This is a genomic window from Amycolatopsis magusensis (assembly GCF_017875555.1).
Lineage (GTDB): Bacteria > Actinomycetota > Actinomycetes > Mycobacteriales > Pseudonocardiaceae > Amycolatopsis > Amycolatopsis magusensis.
Genome location: NZ_JAGGMS010000001.1, coordinates 1754194 through 1772210, shown reverse-complemented (window position 1 = coordinate 1772210; position 18017 = coordinate 1754194). Strand labels below are relative to the sequence as shown.

Here is an 18017-nt window from a genome sequence, read left to right as displayed (position 1 = left end):
AAGGGCTGGCTCGGCGAGCCAGAAGGCGACTGGCCGGACTGCGCCGGGAACGGCTGGCTGGGCACGCCCGAGCCAGCGCCCGGCTGGGCGGGTTGGGGTGGGCGGGCGACCGCGCGCATGCCCTGCAAGGTCGGGTGGTCCGGCGCCGGGCGGTGCACGGTTCGCTCGGGTTCTTCGGCACCGCCCAGTACGTCCGGGGACAGGCGCCAGCCGGTGCCGGGTTCGTCCGCGGGTGGCTCGGTCCAGCCGTCACCGGGCTCGTCCGGCGCGGCGTGCCTCGGCCGGCGTGGCTCCTCCGACACTGCGTACCTCCAAGCGACCGCGGATCTCCCCGCCCGATCCTAGATGGTCACCGCGCCGACGCGAGCAGGTCGACCGGCCCGGTCAGCGGTAGTTCGGCTGCGGCGGGGTCGCCGCGCCCAGGCTTTCCGACAGCCAGCGGTTGTAGCTGTCCTGCCACGGCCCGGCCCGCACGGTGTCCAGCACCGCGTTCACGAACTTGATCATGTCCGTGTTCTGCTTCGGCACGCCGATGCCGTAGGACTCCACGGTGAACGGCTCGCCCACCACCTCGGTGGTCGGGTCCTGCTCGGCCATGCCCGCCAGGATGGTGTCGTCGGTGGAGATCGCGTCGACCTGGTTCTGCTGCAACAGGACCACGCAGTCCGACCAGTTCTCCACGGTCACCAGCACCGGGTTGGCCGGGTCCGCGGCGATTTGCTTCGACGAGGTCGAGGTGCTGGTCGCGCACACCCGCTTGCCCGCGAGGTCCGCCATGCTGCGCACGTTGGCGTTCTTCGGCGCCAGCAGCCGCTGCCCGGCGGTGTAGTAGACGGTGGAGAAGCCGACGTCCTTGAGCCGGGCGCAGGTGATGCTGAAGGTCCGCACCACGATGTCCACGGTGCCTTCCTTGAGCAGGTCCACGCGCTGCGCCGAGGAGATCGCCCGGTACTGGATGTGCGAGCGCCACGCGTTGCCGAAGATCGCCTTCGCCACCTCGTTGGCGATGTCGATGTCGAAGCCTTCGAGCGCGCCGCTGGTCGGGTTGCGGAAGCCGAACAGGTAGGTGGTCTGGTCGACGCCGACGATCAGCTGCCCGCGTTCCTTGATCTTGTCCATGGTCGAGCCCGGCGGCATGCCGAGCCCTTCCGGGCGCAGGCTGGCGGTGGCGTTGCAGTCCTCGCCCTTCGGGTCGGCGGGCGGCTCGGCGCCTTCGACCACGTTCGCCGGGCGCGGCCGTTCGACCGACGCGATCGGCGCGGGCTCCACCGGCGTGCCGGCGCCCCCGCAGCCGGCGAGCAGCGCGGCCGTGGTCACCAGAGCCAGTGCCAGGCGGGTCCTCGTGCGTGTCATCGGTACTCCATCAGCCTTTCGCGGATCCCCATCGTCGCACCGGCCGCGGCGATCACCGCGAGCACCGCGACGCCGGGCGCCAGCAGGGTCAGCGCGGCGTCCGCGTCCGAGGTCTCGTCGACGAACTCCTGCCTGCCGTCCCTGATCACCGCCACCAGGCTCTCGTCCAGCCGCAGGAAGGCGCCGGTCGAACCGCCGTTGACGCGCTCGTCGATGGCCAGGCTGACGGCTTCGGCGTACTTGCCGCTGTCGTCGTTCTCCCGGACCCGGCGGTGGGCTTCGAGCCAGACACCGGCCTCGTTGATCGCGCGGTCGATCTGCTCGGTGTTGCCGCCGTCGGCGGCCAGCGAGCGCAGGTCGCCGAGCAGCCCGCCCTTGCCGTCCTGGCCGACCATCTTCCCGGCCAGCTGGGTGAACTCCTCTTCGTACTTCTTCCCGTCACCGCGGGCGACCAGCGTCAGCGTCTCGTCGGCGCGGGCCTGCTGCGCGGCGATCCGCGCCTGCACCGCGAGGTCCACCTGGCGGGTGCCGGACTCGCTGCCGCCGCCGACCGCGATGCCCTGCACCACCAGCGCCACCGCGCTCCAGAGCAACGCGAGCACCACCGCGCCGGTGGCGACCAGCAGGCCGACGTTGAGCACGCGGTTCGTGCGGCGCTTGAGGTAGACCTGCGTGGCGATCAGCGAACCGAGCAGCGCGAGCACGAGCACCCCGGCCACCCACGGCACGTCGGTGGCGTCGTCCTGCTCGGCCATCAGCCGCTCGGTGTCGATGCGGTAGAGGTCGGCCGCGGCGGGCAGGATCTTCGTCCGCATCAGCTCGGACGCCTCACGCAGGTAGGAGGCACCGGCCGGGAAGCCCTGGCGGTTGTTCGCGCGGGCCGTCTCGATCAGCCCGGTGTAGATGGGGAACTGCTGGTTGATCACGTCGACCTGGGCGGCGGCCTCGGGCACACCGCCGGAGTCCGACGCCGCCTTCGCCAGCGCGGATCCGGCCTGCGCCACGTCCAGCTCGTACCGCGACCGCAACGCGGGCGGCTCGGTGCCGGTGGCCAGGAACGCGCTCGCCGCGGTCGCGTCGGCGTCCGAGAGCGAGCGGTACACCTGCTGCGCCGCCACGGCGAGGGGTTCCCGGTGGTCGATCAGCTCGTTGATGGTGTCCTTCTTGCCCTGCACCGAGATCGCCCCGACGATGCCGGTGATCAACGCGAGCAGCACCAGGCCGACCGCGATCACGGACAGCCTGCCCGGGGTGGCGGCCGCCGACCGGACCACCGCGCGCACCGCCAGGCCGGGGAGGGCGAACAGGCCGGCCAGCCCGGTGCGCGTCTCGTCCGGGTTCGTCGGCGGCGGCAGTTCGCCACCCGGTCCGCGCTGCGGCCCGGCGCCGGGTTGCTGCCCCGGCCGGGTCACGGTGCTGGTCATCGAAGATTCCACCCTCCTGCGTTCCCGGGCATGAACGTATAGGAGATGACGCGGCGGGGACCACCGACCTGCGGGGCCCGAGCCGAATTGAAATCACCGCAGGTCGTGGCGATAGGCATAGCGCACCGCCTCCGCGCGATTGCGGACGCCGATCTTCGCGAAGGCGTTGTTGATATGCGTTTTCACCGTGGTTTCCCCGATGAACAGCTTCGCCGCGATCTCGGCGTTGGTCAGCCCGCCACCGATCAGGCCGAGCACTTCGGCTTCGCGGGCGGTGAGCCGATCGGGTGGTACGCGGGAGGTGGGCGGGGTGGCGTCGAAGGCCTCGACGAGTTTCCGGGTTACCGCTGGGTCGAAGGCCGACTGCCCGGTGACCGCGCAGCGCAACGCCGAAGCGATCTCCGCGCGGCCCGCGTCCTTGGTCAGGTAGCCGCGGGCGCCGGCACGCAGCGCACCCGCGATCGAGTCGTCGTCGGCGTAGGTGGTGAGCACGACCACGGCGGTGCCGGGGTGCTCGGCGGTGATCCGGGTGGTGGCCTCGACCCCGTCGAGCACCGGCATCCGCAGGTCCATCAGCACCACGTCGGCCTCGGTCCCGGCGACGAGCAGGTCGAGCACCTGGCGGCCGTTCGCCGCACTGCCGGTGACCACCACGTCCGCGGCCATGCCGAGCAACGCGGTCAGGCCTTCGCGCACGGCCTGCTGGTCGTCCGCCACGATCACCCTGATCATCGGGTTCACCGCCGGAGCTCCGCCGTCACCAGCCATCGATCTCCCCCGTCCGGTCCCGCGTTCAGGGTGCCACCGGCCAGCTCCAGGCGTTCCCGCATGCCGGTCAGCCCGAAGCCGCCGGACCGGGCGGGCGCGTGCGGCACGTGGTTCGACACCTCCAGGCGCACGCACTGCTCCCCGGCGCTCAGCACCACGCCGACCGGCACCCCAGGTGCGTGTTTGGCGGCGTTGGTCAGCGCTTCGCGGGTGACCGCGGTCAGCGCGACGGTGGCCACGGACGGCACGGCGATCACCTCCCCGCACAGCTCCAGCTCGATCGGCCCGCGATCGCGCCGGTGCACTTCGACCAGCCTGCGCACCGCTTCCGGCAGCGACGGCAGGTCCTGCCGCAGCGCGGCGACCGCCTCGCGGGCTTCACCGAGACCGTCCACCGCGAGCCGCCGCGACCGGCGGATCGTGACCAGCGCGGCCTCGCGGTCGTCACGCTCGGCCAGCAGCGCTTCCGCCAGTTCGAGCTGGACGCCCAGCGCGCCGAGGGAATGCGCGAGGACGTCGTGGACCTCACGCGCGATGCGGGTGCGTTCGTCGAGTGCTGCGGCCCTGGCGTGCTCGGCGTGGGCGCGGCGGGTCTGCGCGAGCAACTGCTCGGTCTCCACGACCCGGAGATCGGTCTGGCGGCGGTTCAGCCCGCAGAGGGCGGAGATGAGCACCGCGGCGGTGGCGCCGCCGGTGTCCCAGGCCGGCCGGTCCCAGAGGAGGCAGCCGCCGCACACCAGCACCAGGTCGAGGCCGACCACCGCGGTGATCAGCCTGCCGCTCGCCGTGGTGAGCCCGGCGAAGCGGCCGATGGTGATCGAGGTGATGATCGTCGCGGTCATGCCGGCGGCCGGACCGGCCAGCGCGGCGGCCGCGACGGTGGAGACGCCGAGCATCGGCACGGCGAGCCGAGGCCGCCTGCCGAGCACGGCCACGAAGCCGAGCCAGGCCGCGGCCGAGACCGCGTAACCGGCCCAGATCCACGGCTCCCGATCGTCCGCGACGAGCAGGAAGAAGCCGATCAGGACCGTGCCGAGGCCCTGGATCACCACCCAGGACGGGGCGATGCCGCCGGAGTTCCGCACCCGGTCAGCCTAGGACGGCAGCGGCCCCGGTGACCCGTCTCACGGGTGGAGAAGCAGGTGGAGAAACGGCGAAGGGGCCGCCACCGGTGAACCGGTGACAGCCCCTTCGTCGAAGAGCTGAGGCCTCAAATCAGATGAGGTTGACCGAGGTCGCCTGCGGGCCCTTCTGGCCCTGGCCGATCTCGAACTCGACGCGAGCGTTCTCCTCCAACGTGCGGAAGCCGTTGCCCTGGATCTCCGAGTAGTGAACGAAGACGTCGCCGCCGCCGTTGTCGGGAGTGATGAAGCCAAACCCCTTCTCGGAGTTGAACCACTTCACGGTGCCCTGAGTCATATAAAAAATCTCCATGCGTAAAAACAAACGAGGGGCCAGGTCGGCACCTCGGGTCGAGACGGATCGGTTTGCTTCCCCGAAGAGGGGAACGCACTGCGCCCGCTAAGTCTTGCGAGCGTGGCTGAGAAGAACGGGTGTCAACACCCAGCACGAACACAAAAGCTTGAGACCACTGGAAGTAAAGCACACAACCGGCCCCGGCCGCCAGTGATGGAGCCCGTCCGGGTGATCTACCCAACCCTCCGCCACCGAGCTCCGCGCCGTGCCTACTCCGCCGCGCGCCCGAGGGCCACCGCTTCAGCCGAGAACGGGGACCTGGTCACCGCGTCCCGGTCGGCCGCGCTGGTCATCGACTTGCTCGGCTCCGGTGCCTCGGTGTTGCTGAAGGTCACCGGCGCCACGCCCGAGGCCGAGTGCCCCGCTGCTTCGTTCCCCATGTTCGCCACCCTCTCTCGCGGACCCCGTGCCGCTGGAGTCCGTGTGGCGCCGATTCTGCCACGAGTCACCGACAAAATCCGGTCCGCGAAACCGGGAGGTCCCTCAGCTTTCCAGCCGGGAGCGCAGCATGGTGCTCAGCCGCTGGTCCGGGGAGAGCACGTCGGGATCGGTGCGCACGTCGACCACGCAGGGCCGCTGCCGCATCAGCGCGCTGGCCAGCGCCGGTTCCAGCTCCTCCTGGTCGTTCACGGTGTACCCGGCGGCGCCGAGACCCCTTGCCCAGGAAGCGAAATCCACCGTCCCGACGGCCACCGACGACAGCCGGCCGTGCAGCCGCGCCTGGTGGGCGGCGATCGCGCCGTACAGCCCGTTCTGGAAGACCACCACGATCACCGGGGCCCGGTGCCGGACCGCGGTCTCGATCTCCTGCCCGGTCATCAGCGCGCCGCCGTCGCCGACCATGGCGACCACGGTCCGGTGCGGTTCGGCCAGCTTCGCCGCCACCGCCGCGGGCACCGCGTAGCCCATCGCGCCGTTGCACGGGCCGAGCTGCGTCCGCGGCTGGGTGAAGCACCAGTACCGGTGCACGAACGCGGCGAAGTTACCCGCGTCACTGGTCACCACGGTGTCCTCGGGGGCCAGCTGGCGCAGCGCGCGCACCACGTCCGCCGGGTGCACCGGGCCGGAGGCACCGCGCTGTGGCGGGCGCATGAACTCCTTGACCGCCTGGTTGGCCACCGTCCAGTTGCGCTTGCGCGGGGCGGCGGCCTGCCGGAGTTCGCTGAGGAAGCGGGCCACGTCGGTGTCGACGTGGAAGGTCAGCCCGCGGCGGCGCGGGCCGGGACGGCCGCCGCCGACCATCACCAGCGGCTGCGTGTAGGCCGGGTACCGGTACTTCTGCGTGGTCACCTCGTCCAGCCGGGTGCCCAGCGCGAGCACCAGGTCCGCCTGCTCCAGCGCACGCAGCTGCTCGTCCGGGATGCCGTGCCCGAGGTGGCCGACGTAGTTCGGGTGGTTCTCCGGGAAGGCGTCCTGCCTGCGGTAGGCCGTGTAGACGGCCAGCCCGAGGTGGTCCACCGCGTCGATCAGCTGCTTGCGGGCCAGCCGCACCCCGCCACCGGCGATGACCACCGGGTACCGCGCGTCGTCGACCAGCCGCGCGACCTCACCGGCGAGCCGTTCCAGCGACCCCGGCGGGATGGCCACCTCGGCGGGCCGCTGCACCACGCTCTCGAACGGCCGGGCCCAGAAGTCGGCGGGCACCGAGAGCACCGCGGGCCCCTGGCGGCCGTTGTTCACCGCGTGCAGCGCCTCGGCCAGCAGGCCGGGGACCTCGTCCGCGGTGGTCGCCTGCGCGGTCCACTTCGCCAGCGGCGAGTACATCCGGACCAGGTCGACCTCCTGGAAGGTCTCCTCGCCCAGATCGCCGGAGGGCACCTGGCCGAGCAGCACGATCAGCGGGGTTTCGTCCTGGTAGGCGGTGTGCACGGCGGCCGCCATGCTCGCCGCGCCCGGCCCGCTGCCCGCCACGGCGACCGCGGGTGTGCCGCAGAGCTTGCCGTCGGCGTCGGCCATGAAGGCGGCGCCCGCTTCGTGCCGCGCGGAGATCAGCGTGAGCCTCGGCTCCACCTGTAGCGCGTCGAGCAGATCGACCACGGATTCGCCGGGGATCGCGTACGCGCGCCGCACCCCGGCCTCGGCCAGGAGACGCACCACGGTGCGCGCAACGGTCAACCCCATGCGGCGTGCCACCCTTCGGTCCGCCCGAGCCGGGTTATCGTACCGGTAATCGCCGGTGCTCGATCAGGAAAATTGTGCCAGGCTTACTGGCGAGTAACAAGAGCCGCGGCACCGCGTCCGCCCGGCGCCCCTCCCCACATCGAATGCTATGAGTGGGGCATTACTTGCAATCAACGCAAGTAATGCCCCACTCCTAGCGTTCAGGGGGTCGGCGGATCGGGGGGCTGGGGCGGGGCTACCGGCGGCCGCAGCGGCACCACGATGTGCTCGTTCAGCCATTCGCACTGGCGGCTCCACAGCACCAGCGCGGCCGGGTCGGGGCAGCGCACCCCGTCGACCTCCTCGCCGCACGTCCACCGCTGCACCCACTCGGTGATCGCGATGCAGACGTCCAGCGCGGCCGAGCCCCAGCGGTAGCGGTCCTCCCAGCCACGCAGTTCCACCACGCCGCCGCTCCCGGGCACCTCGGCCTCCACCTCCGCGAGGCGGTTCACCACGGGGAACAGGATTTCCAGCTCGGACAGACCGTCTCCGCCGCGCAGGCGCAGGATCGCCGCGACGCGCGGATCCGGTTCGCGCTCCGGTTCACCGGCCGCGTGCTGGTCGAGGCGGCGCCGGATGATCCCGCGCAGGGTGGCGATGTGCTCGCGGAACAGGCTCAGGTACCCCGGGTGGAACACCCCGACCCAGTGTTCGCCACGGCGGTCCCACGTGACGCCGCCGTCGAAGGGGTTCCCATCCGGTTCCGCTGTCACGGTGCGTAGGTTACGAGGCCCGGACCCGTACCGGGGTGCCGGTCCACGCACGCATCATCTCGGCGTACCTGGCAGACTCGGCCAGCAGTCCTTCGTGCGTGCCGAGCAGCGTGTGGTCGCCGTCCATCACCAGCAACCGGCCCGCCCGCAGCGCCGAACTCAGCCGGTGCGCGATCACCACGAGCACCCCGCCCCTGGCCGCGAACGCGCGTTCCGCGTGGGCCTCGGCGGCCGGGTCCAGGTGCGAGGTCGCCTCGTCGAGGATGATCACCTCGGCCTGGCTCGCGTACACCCTGGCGAGCCCCAGCAACTGGGCCTGCCCGGCGGACAACCCTTCGGCGGCATGGCCGAGTTCGCCGTCCAGCCCGCCGAGCCGGTCGATCAGCTCGCCGGCGCCGACCGCGCGGGCGGCTTCGTGCAGGTGCTCGTCTGTCGCGTCCGGGGTCAGCAGCGCCAGGTTTTCCCGGACGGTCCCGGCGAAAACGTAGGCCTCCTGCGGGATCAGCGCGACCATGCGGTGCACCGATCCCGGCCGCGCCGAGCGCACCGGCACGCCGCCGAGGCGCACCAGCCCGTCCTGCGGTTCCAGTTGCCCGGTGAGCAGTCCGGCCAGTGTCGACTTGCCGATCCCGCTCGGGCCGACCACCGCGAGGTGGTCTCCCGGCGACAGGTCCAGCTCCAGCCCGCGCACCACCGGTTCGGCGTGCTCGCCCCAGCCGAAAGTCAAGCCGCGCACGGAAACCACCGGCGACGCGGGTTCTTCCTCACCGCCGGACGACGGCGGTTCGGTGGCCACATCGGACAGTCGGCGCAGGGCGACCAGCAGGCGCAGCACCACCGTGCTCGCGGTGGAAGCCAGTCCCTGCAAGGCGGGCTGCATGGTGGTGGCGAGGTAGACCAGCGAACCGAGGGCGGCACCGGCGGTCAGTTCCCCGGCGGCGACCATGCCCGGCGCGTACACCAGCACCAGCACCAGCGGGCAGAAGCCGCCGATCGCGATGACCAGCGTGCGCATCGCGGTCGCCTTCGCCATCCGGACCGCCGCGCGTGCCTGGTCGTCGATGACGTCGAACACGGCCATCCCCGCGGTCCGCTCGGCACCGCAGGCGACCACGTCCCGCATGCCGACGAGGACCCCACCGGCGACCTCGGCGGTGCGTTCGTCCGCGACGGCCACCGCACGCTGGCGTGAGGCGAGCGCGGGCAGCAGACAGGCGAACAACACGAGCGAGCTGAGCACCGGGATCGCCACCAGCCAGGCCAATCCGCCCGCCACGGTGAACAGTCCGGCCAGTGCGGCGACCGTGGTCACCAGCATCCCGCGAGCCTGCACCAGCAACCCGGCGGTGGCGTCGCGGATGACCTCCACGTGCTGGGTGATCCGCGCGACCCCGCTCGCGTCGGGGGCGTTCCGGCTGGTGGCGCCGTTGCGCAGGACCCCGCTGACCACGGCGGTCACCAGCGCGTCGCGGATCGGCTCGATCACCGTGCCGAGCTGGCGCCAGACCAGGCGTGACCCGAGCGCACCGGCCACCGCGACCCCGGCGAAGACCAGCAGCCACCACACACCCGTCATCGGCGCGCCCGCAGCGAACCCGCGGTCCACCGACAACGCGACCAGGCGCCCGGACAGGAAGGCGGGCACGGACTCCAGGATCGAGCAGCCGAACAGGATCAGCCCGCCCTGCCACCGCTTGCCGAGCGAAGTCCAGTACAGCTTCGAAATGCCCACCCGTCGCCCACCACCACCCTCAACGGAGCGCTTCGCGCCAGTCCCGGTCATTCATCGTCCTCGGTGAACACCGCGCGATACCCCGGTTCTCGCCACAGGGCGTCGTGGGGACCGAGTCCGCGCAGACGGCCGTTTTCCAGCCAGGCCACCAGATCCGCCCGCGCGGCCGTCCCGGCGCGATGGGTGACGACCACCCGCGTGCGGCCGGGCAGCGCGTTCTCGATCGCTTCGTCGACCCGGACTTCGGTGACCGTGTCGAGGCTGGCCGTCGCGTCGTCCAGCACCAGCACCCGCGGGTTGCGCACGATCGCGCGCGCCAGGCCCAGCCGCTGCGCTTCCCCGCCGGACAACGGGGTTTCCGACAGCGGCGTGTGGTACCCGTCGGGCAGGCGCACCACCAGATCGTGCACCTGCGCGGCCTGGCAGGCGTTGCGGACGGCGGCCTCACCGGCCCGGGTGCCGTACGAAACCGCTTCGGCCACGCTGTCGCCGAGCAGCGCGGGCCGCTCGAACGCGTAGGCCACGTAGTACCGGAGCACCTCGGGCCGCAGTCGGCCGGTGGACACGCCGTCGAGCAGGACACGCCCCTCCTCCGGCCGGATCAGCCCGCCGAGCACGCTCACCAGCGCGGACTTCCCGGACCCGGATTTCCCCACCACGGCGAGGAAAGTGCCGCCGGGAATGGTCAGGTCGACGTCGGTCAGCGCGCCGGGAACGGTGACGTGGCGCAGTTCCACCGCGCCGGGACCGGGCTGCGCGCCGACGCGGCCACGCGGTGGCAGTGGGGAGTCGAGGACCTCGCTGATCCGCTGGGCGCAGGAACGCGCCCTGGCGAGCGTGGTCAGCAACGGGATCTGGCCGACCAGGCCCATGCCCAGCGCGACGTAGCCGAGTGCGGCGAGCACGTCGCCGACGCTGAGGCGGCCGTTCAGCACGCCGAACCCGGCGGCGATCAGGACCGCGACCTCGACCGCGGGCAGCAGGAGCGCGGCACGCCAGATCATCCGCGCCTGGGTCTGCCACATGCCCGAGCCCGCCTTGCCGAGTTCCGGCAGCGGCCGCAGCACGCGGTGGGTTTCCCGGTCGGCGGTGCCGGAGGCGGCGATGGTGCGCAGGCCGCGCACGGCGTCGAGCAGGCGCGCGGAGATCTCGCCGGACACCTGCTGGTAGGTCAGCACGTCGTCGGCGGTGTGCTTGAGGTGGGACCGGGCCAGCCAGAGCGCGATCGGCACACTGCCGAAGAACACCACGGCCAGCCGCCAGTCGAGGAAGGCCAGCAACACGATGGCGCCGACCGAGAGGCAGGCCGCCGAACCCAGCTGCACCAGGATGGAGGCGACCGAACCGGCGCTCACGCAGTCGCCGGTGAGCCGGCTGATCGCGTCGCCCTCGGCGAACCGGGACCGGGTGCCGAGGCCGAGCAGCTGCCGGGTGAGCCGTCGGCGCAGAGCGGCGCTGGCTGTGCTGGTGACGGCCACGGTGAGCAGTCCGCCGAGCACGTCGGCGGTGATGTCGATGGCACCGAGCGCGAGCAGCGTCAGCACCTGGGGCCAGCTGCGCTGACCGGAGATGGCGGCGTCCACCGCGGCGGCGAGCGCGCCGGGCAGCAGCAGCCCGGCGGTGGTGGCGGCGAGCGCGGTCAGCAGGATCAGCGCGAGCCGGGTGCGGTCCTGCCGGGCCACCGCGGCCAGCAGCCGGTCACCCGCTCCCACCATCGGGTCCCACCTTCCGAACGAACTATGCCGGCCTGCCCGGACGCGGTTAAATGAAGCGAACGCGGGAGCGGCGCACTTGGCCTGTGCCGCTCCCGCGTCTCACTTCTCGACCCGGGTGGGGGTCGGTGCGCTAGCTACCTGACTCAGTGGCAGGTCAGCAGCGAGATGGTGCTGTTGTTGCAGGAGGCCAGCAGGCTCAGGTTCGAGCCGCCGCCACCGCCGCCGCCACCGGTCAGGGCGGGGGCTTCGTGGTCTTCCATGGCCTGCAGGTCCAGAACGAGCTCCATGGGGAGTTCCTTTCGTCGGGTGTTCATCCACCGGCCGTAATCGACCGGGGTCCAGGGGACAGGAACGGCACCACGGCGCCGTGCCCGTCGAGGGTGGCGGCCAGGGCGAGGAGCACCCCGGCACCGCCGGTGTAGAGATCCATCGACAACCGCAGGAGCTGGTTGCCGGGGAAGGCGATCCCGTCCTGGTACGGCAGCGCGTACCAGGCGAACCGCGAAAGGTGCAGGTCCACCGCCGCCTTGGCGACCGGGTCACCGGTGCGCCTGGCCTCCGCGGCCAGGGTGACCAGCAGTCCGGCCCGGCCGAGCATGAGGCCGGGGTGGATGACGAACTCGCCGCGGCAGGCGTCGAGCAGCCGGGGCAGCTTGTCCAGGCACGGCGCGTCCGGGCGGTGCGCGGCGAGTTCCTCCGCCACCAGCGCCACCCCGGCGCTGCCCATGCCCAGGTACGGCAGCGTGCGGGACTCACCGTCACGCACCTGCAGTGAACCGTCGTCGGCGGGCACGCACTCTTCGAGGTCGCGTTCGACCGCCTGCGCCGCCAGGTCCAGCCACGACCGGTCGCCGGTGGCCTCGAACAGCCGCACGAACAGCAGGCCCGGTCCGGACCAGCCGCTGAGCAGCCCCGCTCTGGCGAAGTTCGCCGGCCCGCCGTCGTTCGACAACGCTTCGCCGAGCCGCTCGCCGATGGTGACGGCGTGCTCGCGGAAATCCTTGTCGTCCCGGGATCCCGCGAAGTGCAGGTAGTTCAGGCCGATACCGGCCAGGCCGCCCTCGAGGTTGTGGTCGGTGGTCTGCTCGACCAGCGGCCGGGACGCCTCGATCAGCTCGCCGGCCCGGTCCTGGTAGCCGAAGTTCTCCAGCACGTAGGCGATGCCGTGCGTGCCGTCGTAGAACCCGGGACGGCTGGGCGGGGTCCGGTCCAGCCCGTCGAGCAGCCACTTCTCGTGCTCGGGGTAGCGGCCCTCACCGGCGGCGTCCAGCGCGTGGAGCACACCGGCGGCGCCGTAGCCGAAGCCGAGCCCGCCGACCTCGAACTGCTGGATGTCACCGGGGAAGAGCCGGTCGTGCCGGTCCGGGGTGGCGCTGGCGAGGATCGCCGTCGCGATCGACTTGCGCACCACCGCCCAGTCCGGGTTCGGCTCGTCGAGCTGGGTGACCGCCGAGCGCTTCTCGGCCTCTTCCCGTGGGGACAGCACTTCGAGGATGCGCTCGCCGAACCCTTCGGGCAGCGGGAAGCGGCGTCCGACGAAGTCCACCAGCGGGCCGAGCTTCGGCGGGGCCATCTCGAGGATCGTGTTGAGCGGCAGGAAGAGCCACAGCCGCAGCGCGGCCAGCGCGTACTCGTCGATCTCGAAGCCGGTGCGGTCGCCCTGCGCCCGGAACCCGGGGGCGCCCAGCGCCGGCTTGGTGCCCTCCTCGACCCCGGCGGCGAGCTCGAAGTCGATCAGCGAGACCTCGTCCTCCTCGTCGACCAGGATGTTCAGCGCGTGCAGGTCACCGAAGACGACCCCGCGTTCGTGCACGGCGGCGACCAGGCGCTCCACGCGGCCGATCAGGGCGAGCGCCCGCTCGGTGTACTCCGCGACGTCCTGTTCGGTGGCGTCCCGCCGGGTCAGCGGGTAGTTGCGGGCGAGCCACGCGCCGACCGGCTTGCCCGGCACGAACTGCATCGCGAGGAAGTGGTGCTCCCAGACCTGGAACCGGTCGTAGACCTCGGGGATGCCGGGGATGCCCGCGAGCCGCTCGAGGATCCGGTGCTCGCGCTCGAGCCGGGCCACCGCGTCCACCAGGTCGCGGTCGAGGCCGGCGTGCGGCCGGGCTTCCTTGAGCACCAGTTCGCGGTCGTCGGAAAGGCGCTTGGCCAGGTAGACCCCGCCGCCGTTGGAGAAGTGCAGCGATTTGCTCACCTGGTACGGGAACTGCGCGGGGTCGCCGCTCTTGCGGGCCGCGAGGTGCGGCGCCAGGCATTCCGGCAGCTTCACCCAGTCGGGCACGTAAAAGCTCGGACCGCGCTTGTCGGGCACCAGGGTGCCGTCCGGACGGCGGATGGCCAGCACGCGGGTGCCGTCGGCCTCGACCCACTGTTCGGCGAATCCACCGTAACGGGCGTAAAGTGGCCCGTCACCGTAACGGAGGTCGCTGAGAATGTAGGGACCCGGCTCACCCTTCAGCTCGGTGGAAAGGTCGGCCAGCACCTCGCGGAGCGCGTCTTCGTCCGGCGGATAAACTGTCAGCAGTTTTCCACTCCCGTCCCGGGGCGCGTATTTCGAATTCCGCGCCAGCAGGATGGACCTGGACCGCAGGTGCTTGAAAGCGATGCGGTGCTCGAGGCAGTAGGTGGCGACCGCGAGCAGCACGCGCTCGGCGTTGGCCATCCCGGCCGAAACATGGATTTTCCAGCCCTGAGCAGGCAAAACGGCGTCTGCCGGTGACAGCGAGCGCCAGATCCCGCGCTCACCGGACCGCCAGCCGGAATCCGGCGACGGCAGCACGGCGGCGAAATCGTCCTTCGCCTGGCCGGCGTCGCGCTGTTCGTCGAAGAACAGCGGATCCGCGAAGCAGAATGCTTCGTACCGGAGGTCCATCCAGCAAAAACCTTTCTCAAGGGGAGATTTCCCTGCGCCGAGCGGCGTTTTGGGATGCCGCAATATTTCCGCACGCCGAGGGGTCGGCGGCCAATCCGCCATTTCGGGGTTTCCCCCGAGCCGTCCGGAGCAGAGGAAGCCACGTTACTGACGAGTAAGTCAACAGTGGGTCAACATCACCGGATTCTCGTTCACCCGGTCGGTGCGTAACGAGCAAGGTCAACAGCAAAAGCGCTGGTAGGACTGCTTAAGGATGATGCACTAATTCATCCTGACGAGGAAGGCCGACTTGGTGATCGGTTTTCGTTCGTATCGTACGATCGCGCTCGCTGAGGTCAAGCGGCGTCCAATCCCAGGACGGCAGAATTACCCACATCGACGAACCGGCGCCGGCGCGGACGCCAGCTCCGGCCCGGCAGCCAGGCACTGTGCGGCACTCCAGGCGTAGCGCGCTCCAAGTGGTCACCCAGTGCAGATCACTGGTCTGGACCTGACGGTCACCGTGACCACCGACCGCGCGGGCACCTCCGGCCGGACGCGGGCGAAGGATCCACAGCCCGTGCACACCCTGTGCACAACGGATCCACTGCCCGGCCGGTCAGGCCTTGCCGACGTAGATGGCTTTGTCCGAGCCGAAGGAGGGCTGGAAGACGAGTTGCATTTCCCCCGGCTGGGCGCCGACGGCATAGGCGACCGTGTAGGTGTAGGTCTTCCCTGGCAGCACGGTCGCCGATTCCAGGCCGCCACCGCATTCGCCGCTGGAATCGAAGACTTCTTCCGCGCTGATCCCGCCGAATTGCGCTTCGCCGCCGATGGTGAGGACGCTGGTGTTGAACGGCTCGCCGGTTCCGTTGGTCACGGTGACGGTGAACTTCACCGCGCGTTCCGCGTTCGACGGCGACGCGAATTCACCCGGTTCGCAGGCAGCCGGTGCGGAGACGTCGATGGCGAGCCCGTCCTCCCAGGTGTACCGCTTTTCCCAGGTGGGAGCGTCGGCGGGGACCCCGCCCTCGCCCCGGCCGGCGTTGCCGACCTGGCCCTGGTTCGTGGTCCCGTCGAAAATTTCGTCCAGTTTCTCCACCGCCGCCCGCTGTGCGAGCACGGTGAACACGATCCCCGCCACGCACAACGCGAGGCCGATTCCGGCGAGGACCTTCTTGCTGCCGAAAAGGGCGATGAGCCCCAGGATGAATCCGACCCCGGCGACCACCGCCGTCAGGTTGTTCAGGAAGATGATCGGCGAACCGACCACCCCGACGATGCCGAGGATGAGTGCGCTCCAGGCGAGCCCGGCGAATTTCGCGGGCTTGACGGGAGGCGGCGCCGGGGCGTGGTGAACGGTCATGGTGACAACTCCGGGAAGTGCGAGGGCAATTGTCCCACAATTCGCGCGGCGACTGCGCTCTGTTACGACAAGCCCGCCCACGTGACCGGACGTCACCGAGCCGCGACGCAGCCGCCGGTGAGCCAGGTGACCAGGCGGCGGAATTCGGCGAGCTCGGCGGCCGGGTCGAAGGTGTCCTCGGCGGCGGCGAAGAAGGTGGCGTCGGCGACGCGGTGGATCCAGGCAGCCACCCGCTCCGGCGGGAACGCCAGGCGCGCGGGGTCCATCCGGCCCAGCAGTTCGGTGAGCGCGGCCCGCGTGCGCTGCTCATCCCCTGCCATCAGCTCGGCGAACTCCGGGTCCCGGTTGACCTGCAGCAACACCGTCGCCATCAGGCCGGGCACCAGCGGGTTGGCCAGGTCCGCCAGCAGGTGTTCGACCACCTGGCGCACGCCCTCGGCCGGGTCCTCGGCCGTCAGCGCCTGCGCGCAGACCTCCGCGTTGCGCGCCAGGTCGTCGGCGAACAGGGCGTGGAACACGTCCCGCTTGGTCGGGAAGTAGTGGAACAGCGTGCCCGAGCCGATGCCCGCGCGGCGGCAGATGTCCGCCGTCGAGGTGCCGTCGACCCCGCCCGCGGCGAACTCGAAGGCCGCGGCTTCCAGGATCCGGGCCCGCTTGCGGGCGTGCTGCTCGGGGTTGACGGTACGCATCGAGCGCCAGGATAGCCGATTACCCGAGCGAGCACTCTGCTAAAGATTCGGCCACAACGCGCACCTCGGCGCGATCTTCTGATTAGCGTCTGGCCCGTGCGTGAACTCGCTGTCGACTTCGGGACGTCCAACACGGTCGCCGCGCTGCGGACCCAGGGCGGGCCCGCGCGCCTGCTGCTGTTCGACGGGTGGCCCGTGCTGCCGTCCGCGGTGCTGCGCGGCCGTGACGGCACCCTGGTCGTCGGGCAGGAGGCGCTGCGCGGCGCCCGGCTCGACCCGGCACGGTTCGAGCCGCACCCCAAGGAGCGCATCGACGACGGCGAGGTGCTGCTCGGTGACGCCGCCGTGCCGGTGGTCTCGCTGATCGCGGCGGTGCTGCGGCGGGTGGCGGCCGAAGCGCCCGCGCCGGATCGCGTGGTCCTCACCCACCCCGCCGACTGGTACAGCTCACGCCGCGCGGTGCTCCTGGAGGCGGCACGCGAGGCCGGGTGGCACGGGGACGTCCAACTCGTCGCGGAGCCGGTCGCGGCCGCCACGCAGGCCGCCGACGTGCCGCCGGGGCAGGCTCTCGCGGTGTTCGACATGGGCGGCGGCACCACCGACGTCGCGGTCCTGCGGCGGACGGGCACCGGCTGGGACGTCCTCGCCGAGGCGGGCCTGCCGGACTTCGGCGGCCGGGACCTCGACCACCTGCTGCTGGAGCACCTGGGCGCCGAGCTGAACCGCCCGAACGACGCGGCGGGCCGTCGCGCGGCCCGCGCGCTCGCCGAGGACGTGCGGGCGGGCAAGGAGGCGCTGTCGCAGTACACGCAGACCGACATCCCGCTGCCGCACCCGCTGCCCGACGCGCACCTGACCCGGCAGGAGCTGGAAACCCTGGTGGAACCGGCGCTGCGGCGGGCGGTCGAACTGCTGGCGAAGACCGTGGGCACCACGCCGATCACGGCCGTCTACCTGGTCGGCGGGGCGACGCGCATGCCGCTGGTGGCGCGGTTGATCAGCCAGCGGATCGGGCTGCTGCCGACGATCGTCGATTCCCCGGAGACCAGCGTCGCGCTGGGGGCACTGGGCCCGGCCCCCGTCATTCCACAGTGGACACCGATCGTCCCGCCGCCGCCGTCGCTGCCGAGGTCCACGCCGATGCCCGTGCCACCACCGGAGCCGAAGCAGTCGACGGCCGCGGTCGTCACGGCCGTCGGCCTGGTGGTGCTGGCCCTCGGCGCGGTGACGGTCGCCGCGTTGCTGCGCCCGGACACCGTCGGCACGGCGACCCCGATCGCCAGCACGCCCGTCAGCGTCCCCAGCAGCGCGCCACCGGAACCCGCTCCCGCCGCCTTCCGCGAAGACGAGCAGCTGATCGCGTTCGCCGGTCCCGCCGCGGCGAAGGCCGACGACTGCGTCAACGCACTGGGTACCAACAGCCAGGGCGACATGTACCAGGCACGCAACCACGTGCGCTGCCGGTTCGAGGTCGACGGCGTCGCCTACTTCGCGAACTACCTGTCCTCGGACGACGCGCAGACCTGCCGGCAGCTCAACCAGGAGTTCGTCGACCTACCGGACACGAGATGGCTGAGCGAGGAGCCCTGGACCGGCGGTGAACTGACCGGGAAGTCGCACGACATCGAGGCGCCCAGCGGGAACACCGTGCTGTGGTACGCCGACACGAACTCGCTGTGTGCCTTCTTCGGCGCCGGCACCGACCACAACCCGTCGATGGCCGACGTGCACCAGGCCTGGAAAACAGTAGTGGGTGCGTAGTTC

The 18017-nt window shown here is 71.4% G+C and carries 15 protein-coding genes; 1 reads left to right on the top strand and 14 read right to left on the bottom strand.

Features of this window, described 5'->3' with window-relative positions; genetic code table 11:
• Positions 1-384: 384 nt before the first annotated feature.
• From JOM49_RS08405 to JOM49_RS08340, 14 genes are all read right to left on the bottom strand, one after another.
• Positions 385-1353, bottom strand: coding sequence for a glutamate ABC transporter substrate-binding protein (locus JOM49_RS08405; protein ID WP_209663775.1), 969 nt, complete (start codon positions 1351-1353; stop codon positions 385-387).
• Positions 1350-2777: a GlnX family signal transduction membrane protein gene (locus JOM49_RS08400; protein WP_209663774.1), complete on the bottom strand. Its 1428-nt coding sequence runs from the start codon at positions 2775-2777 to the stop codon at positions 1350-1352. Before JOM49_RS08400 ends, JOM49_RS08405 begins: the two co-directional genes overlap by 4 nt.
• 93 nt (positions 2778-2870) lie before the next feature.
• Positions 2871-3509: a response regulator gene (locus JOM49_RS08395; RefSeq protein WP_209663773.1), complete on the bottom strand. Its 639-nt coding sequence runs from the start codon at positions 3507-3509 to the stop codon at positions 2871-2873.
• A 5-nt stretch (positions 3510-3514) separates the two neighbouring features.
• Positions 3515-4630, bottom strand: a complete 1116-nt coding sequence (locus JOM49_RS08390; RefSeq protein WP_209663772.1) for a sensor histidine kinase — start codon at positions 4628-4630, stop codon at positions 3515-3517.
• 130 nt (positions 4631-4760) lie between these two features.
• The gene (locus JOM49_RS08385; protein ID WP_153036265.1) at positions 4761-4964 is read right to left on the bottom strand and encodes a cold-shock protein; all 204 of its coding nucleotides are present in this window, start codon (positions 4962-4964) and stop codon (positions 4761-4763) included.
• Between the two features lie 266 nt (positions 4965-5230).
• A complete protein-coding gene (locus JOM49_RS08380; RefSeq protein WP_209663771.1) occupies positions 5231-5401 on the bottom strand; it encodes a hypothetical protein in 171 nt (56 codons plus the stop codon).
• Between the two features lie 103 nt (positions 5402-5504).
• On the bottom strand, positions 5505-7142 hold the full coding sequence (locus JOM49_RS08375; protein WP_209663770.1) for a thiamine pyrophosphate-binding protein: 1638 nt from the start codon (positions 7140-7142) through the stop codon (positions 5505-5507).
• Positions 7143-7342: 200 nt separating this feature from the next.
• Complete coding sequence (locus JOM49_RS08370; protein WP_209663769.1) at positions 7343-7897, bottom strand: hypothetical protein; 555 nt, start codon at positions 7895-7897, stop codon at positions 7343-7345.
• Positions 7898-7907: 10 nt separating this feature from the next.
• Complete coding sequence (locus JOM49_RS08365) at positions 7908-9629, bottom strand: ABC transporter ATP-binding protein (RefSeq protein ID WP_209663768.1); 1722 nt, start codon at positions 9627-9629, stop codon at positions 7908-7910.
• 47 nt (positions 9630-9676) lie between these two features.
• Positions 9677-11344: an ABC transporter ATP-binding protein gene (locus JOM49_RS08360; protein ID WP_209663767.1), complete on the bottom strand. Its 1668-nt coding sequence runs from the start codon at positions 11342-11344 to the stop codon at positions 9677-9679.
• 143 nt (positions 11345-11487) lie between these two features.
• Positions 11488-11631 carry a SapB/AmfS family lanthipeptide gene (locus tag JOM49_RS08355; protein WP_209663766.1) on the bottom strand — a complete coding sequence of 48 codons (144 nt, stop codon included), beginning with the start codon at positions 11629-11631 and terminating at the stop codon, positions 11488-11490.
• A gap of 23 nt (positions 11632-11654) precedes the next feature.
• Positions 11655-14219 (bottom strand): class III lanthionine synthetase LanKC, encoded by a 2565-nt coding sequence (lanKC, locus tag JOM49_RS08350; protein ID WP_209663765.1) that lies wholly within the window; start codon positions 14217-14219, stop codon positions 11655-11657.
• Positions 14220-14817: 598 nt separating this feature from the next.
• Positions 14818-15564 carry a hypothetical protein gene (locus tag JOM49_RS08345; protein WP_209663764.1) on the bottom strand — a complete coding sequence of 249 codons (747 nt, stop codon included), beginning with the start codon at positions 15562-15564 and terminating at the stop codon, positions 14818-14820.
• Positions 15565-15656: 92 nt separating this feature from the next.
• Entirely contained in the window at positions 15657-16253 is a 597-nt protein-coding gene (locus JOM49_RS08340; protein WP_209663763.1) for a TetR/AcrR family transcriptional regulator, read from the bottom strand.
• Between the two features lie 96 nt (positions 16254-16349).
• Here JOM49_RS08340 and JOM49_RS08335 point away from each other — a divergent pair, with 96 nt between their 5' ends.
• A complete protein-coding gene (locus JOM49_RS08335) occupies positions 16350-18014 on the top strand; it encodes an Hsp70 family protein (protein ID WP_209663762.1) in 1665 nt (554 codons plus the stop codon).
• Positions 18015-18017: the final 3 nt, after the last annotated feature.

Coding starts and splice junctions, on each gene's coding strand:
- JOM49_RS08360 (WP_209663767.1), bottom strand. CDS start 11,344: ATGGTGGGAGCGGGTGACCGGCTGCTGGCCGCGGTGGCCCGGCAGGAC.
- JOM49_RS08340 (WP_209663763.1), bottom strand. CDS start 16,253: ATGCGTACCGTCAACCCCGAGCAGCACGCCCGCAAGCGGGCCCGGATC.
- JOM49_RS08385 (WP_153036265.1), bottom strand. CDS start 4,964: ATGACTCAGGGCACCGTGAAGTGGTTCAACTCCGAGAAGGGGTTTGGC.
- JOM49_RS08380 (WP_209663771.1), bottom strand. CDS start 5,401: ATGGGGAACGAAGCAGCGGGGCACTCGGCCTCGGGCGTGGCGCCGGTG.
- JOM49_RS08345 (WP_209663764.1), bottom strand. CDS start 15,564: ATGACCGTTCACCACGCCCCGGCGCCGCCTCCCGTCAAGCCCGCGAAA.
- JOM49_RS08405 (WP_209663775.1), bottom strand. CDS start 1,353: ATGACACGCACGAGGACCCGCCTGGCACTGGCTCTGGTGACCACGGCC.
- JOM49_RS08355 (WP_209663766.1), bottom strand. CDS start 11,631: ATGGAGCTCGTTCTGGACCTGCAGGCCATGGAAGACCACGAAGCCCCC.
- JOM49_RS08400 (WP_209663774.1), bottom strand. CDS start 2,777: ATGACCAGCACCGTGACCCGGCCGGGGCAGCAACCCGGCGCCGGGCCG.
- JOM49_RS08375 (WP_209663770.1), bottom strand. CDS start 7,142: ATGGGGTTGACCGTTGCGCGCACCGTGGTGCGTCTCCTGGCCGAGGCC.
- JOM49_RS08395 (WP_209663773.1), bottom strand. CDS start 3,509: ATGATCAGGGTGATCGTGGCGGACGACCAGCAGGCCGTGCGCGAAGGC.
- lanKC (WP_209663765.1), bottom strand. CDS start 14,219: ATGGACCTCCGGTACGAAGCATTCTGCTTCGCGGATCCGCTGTTCTTC.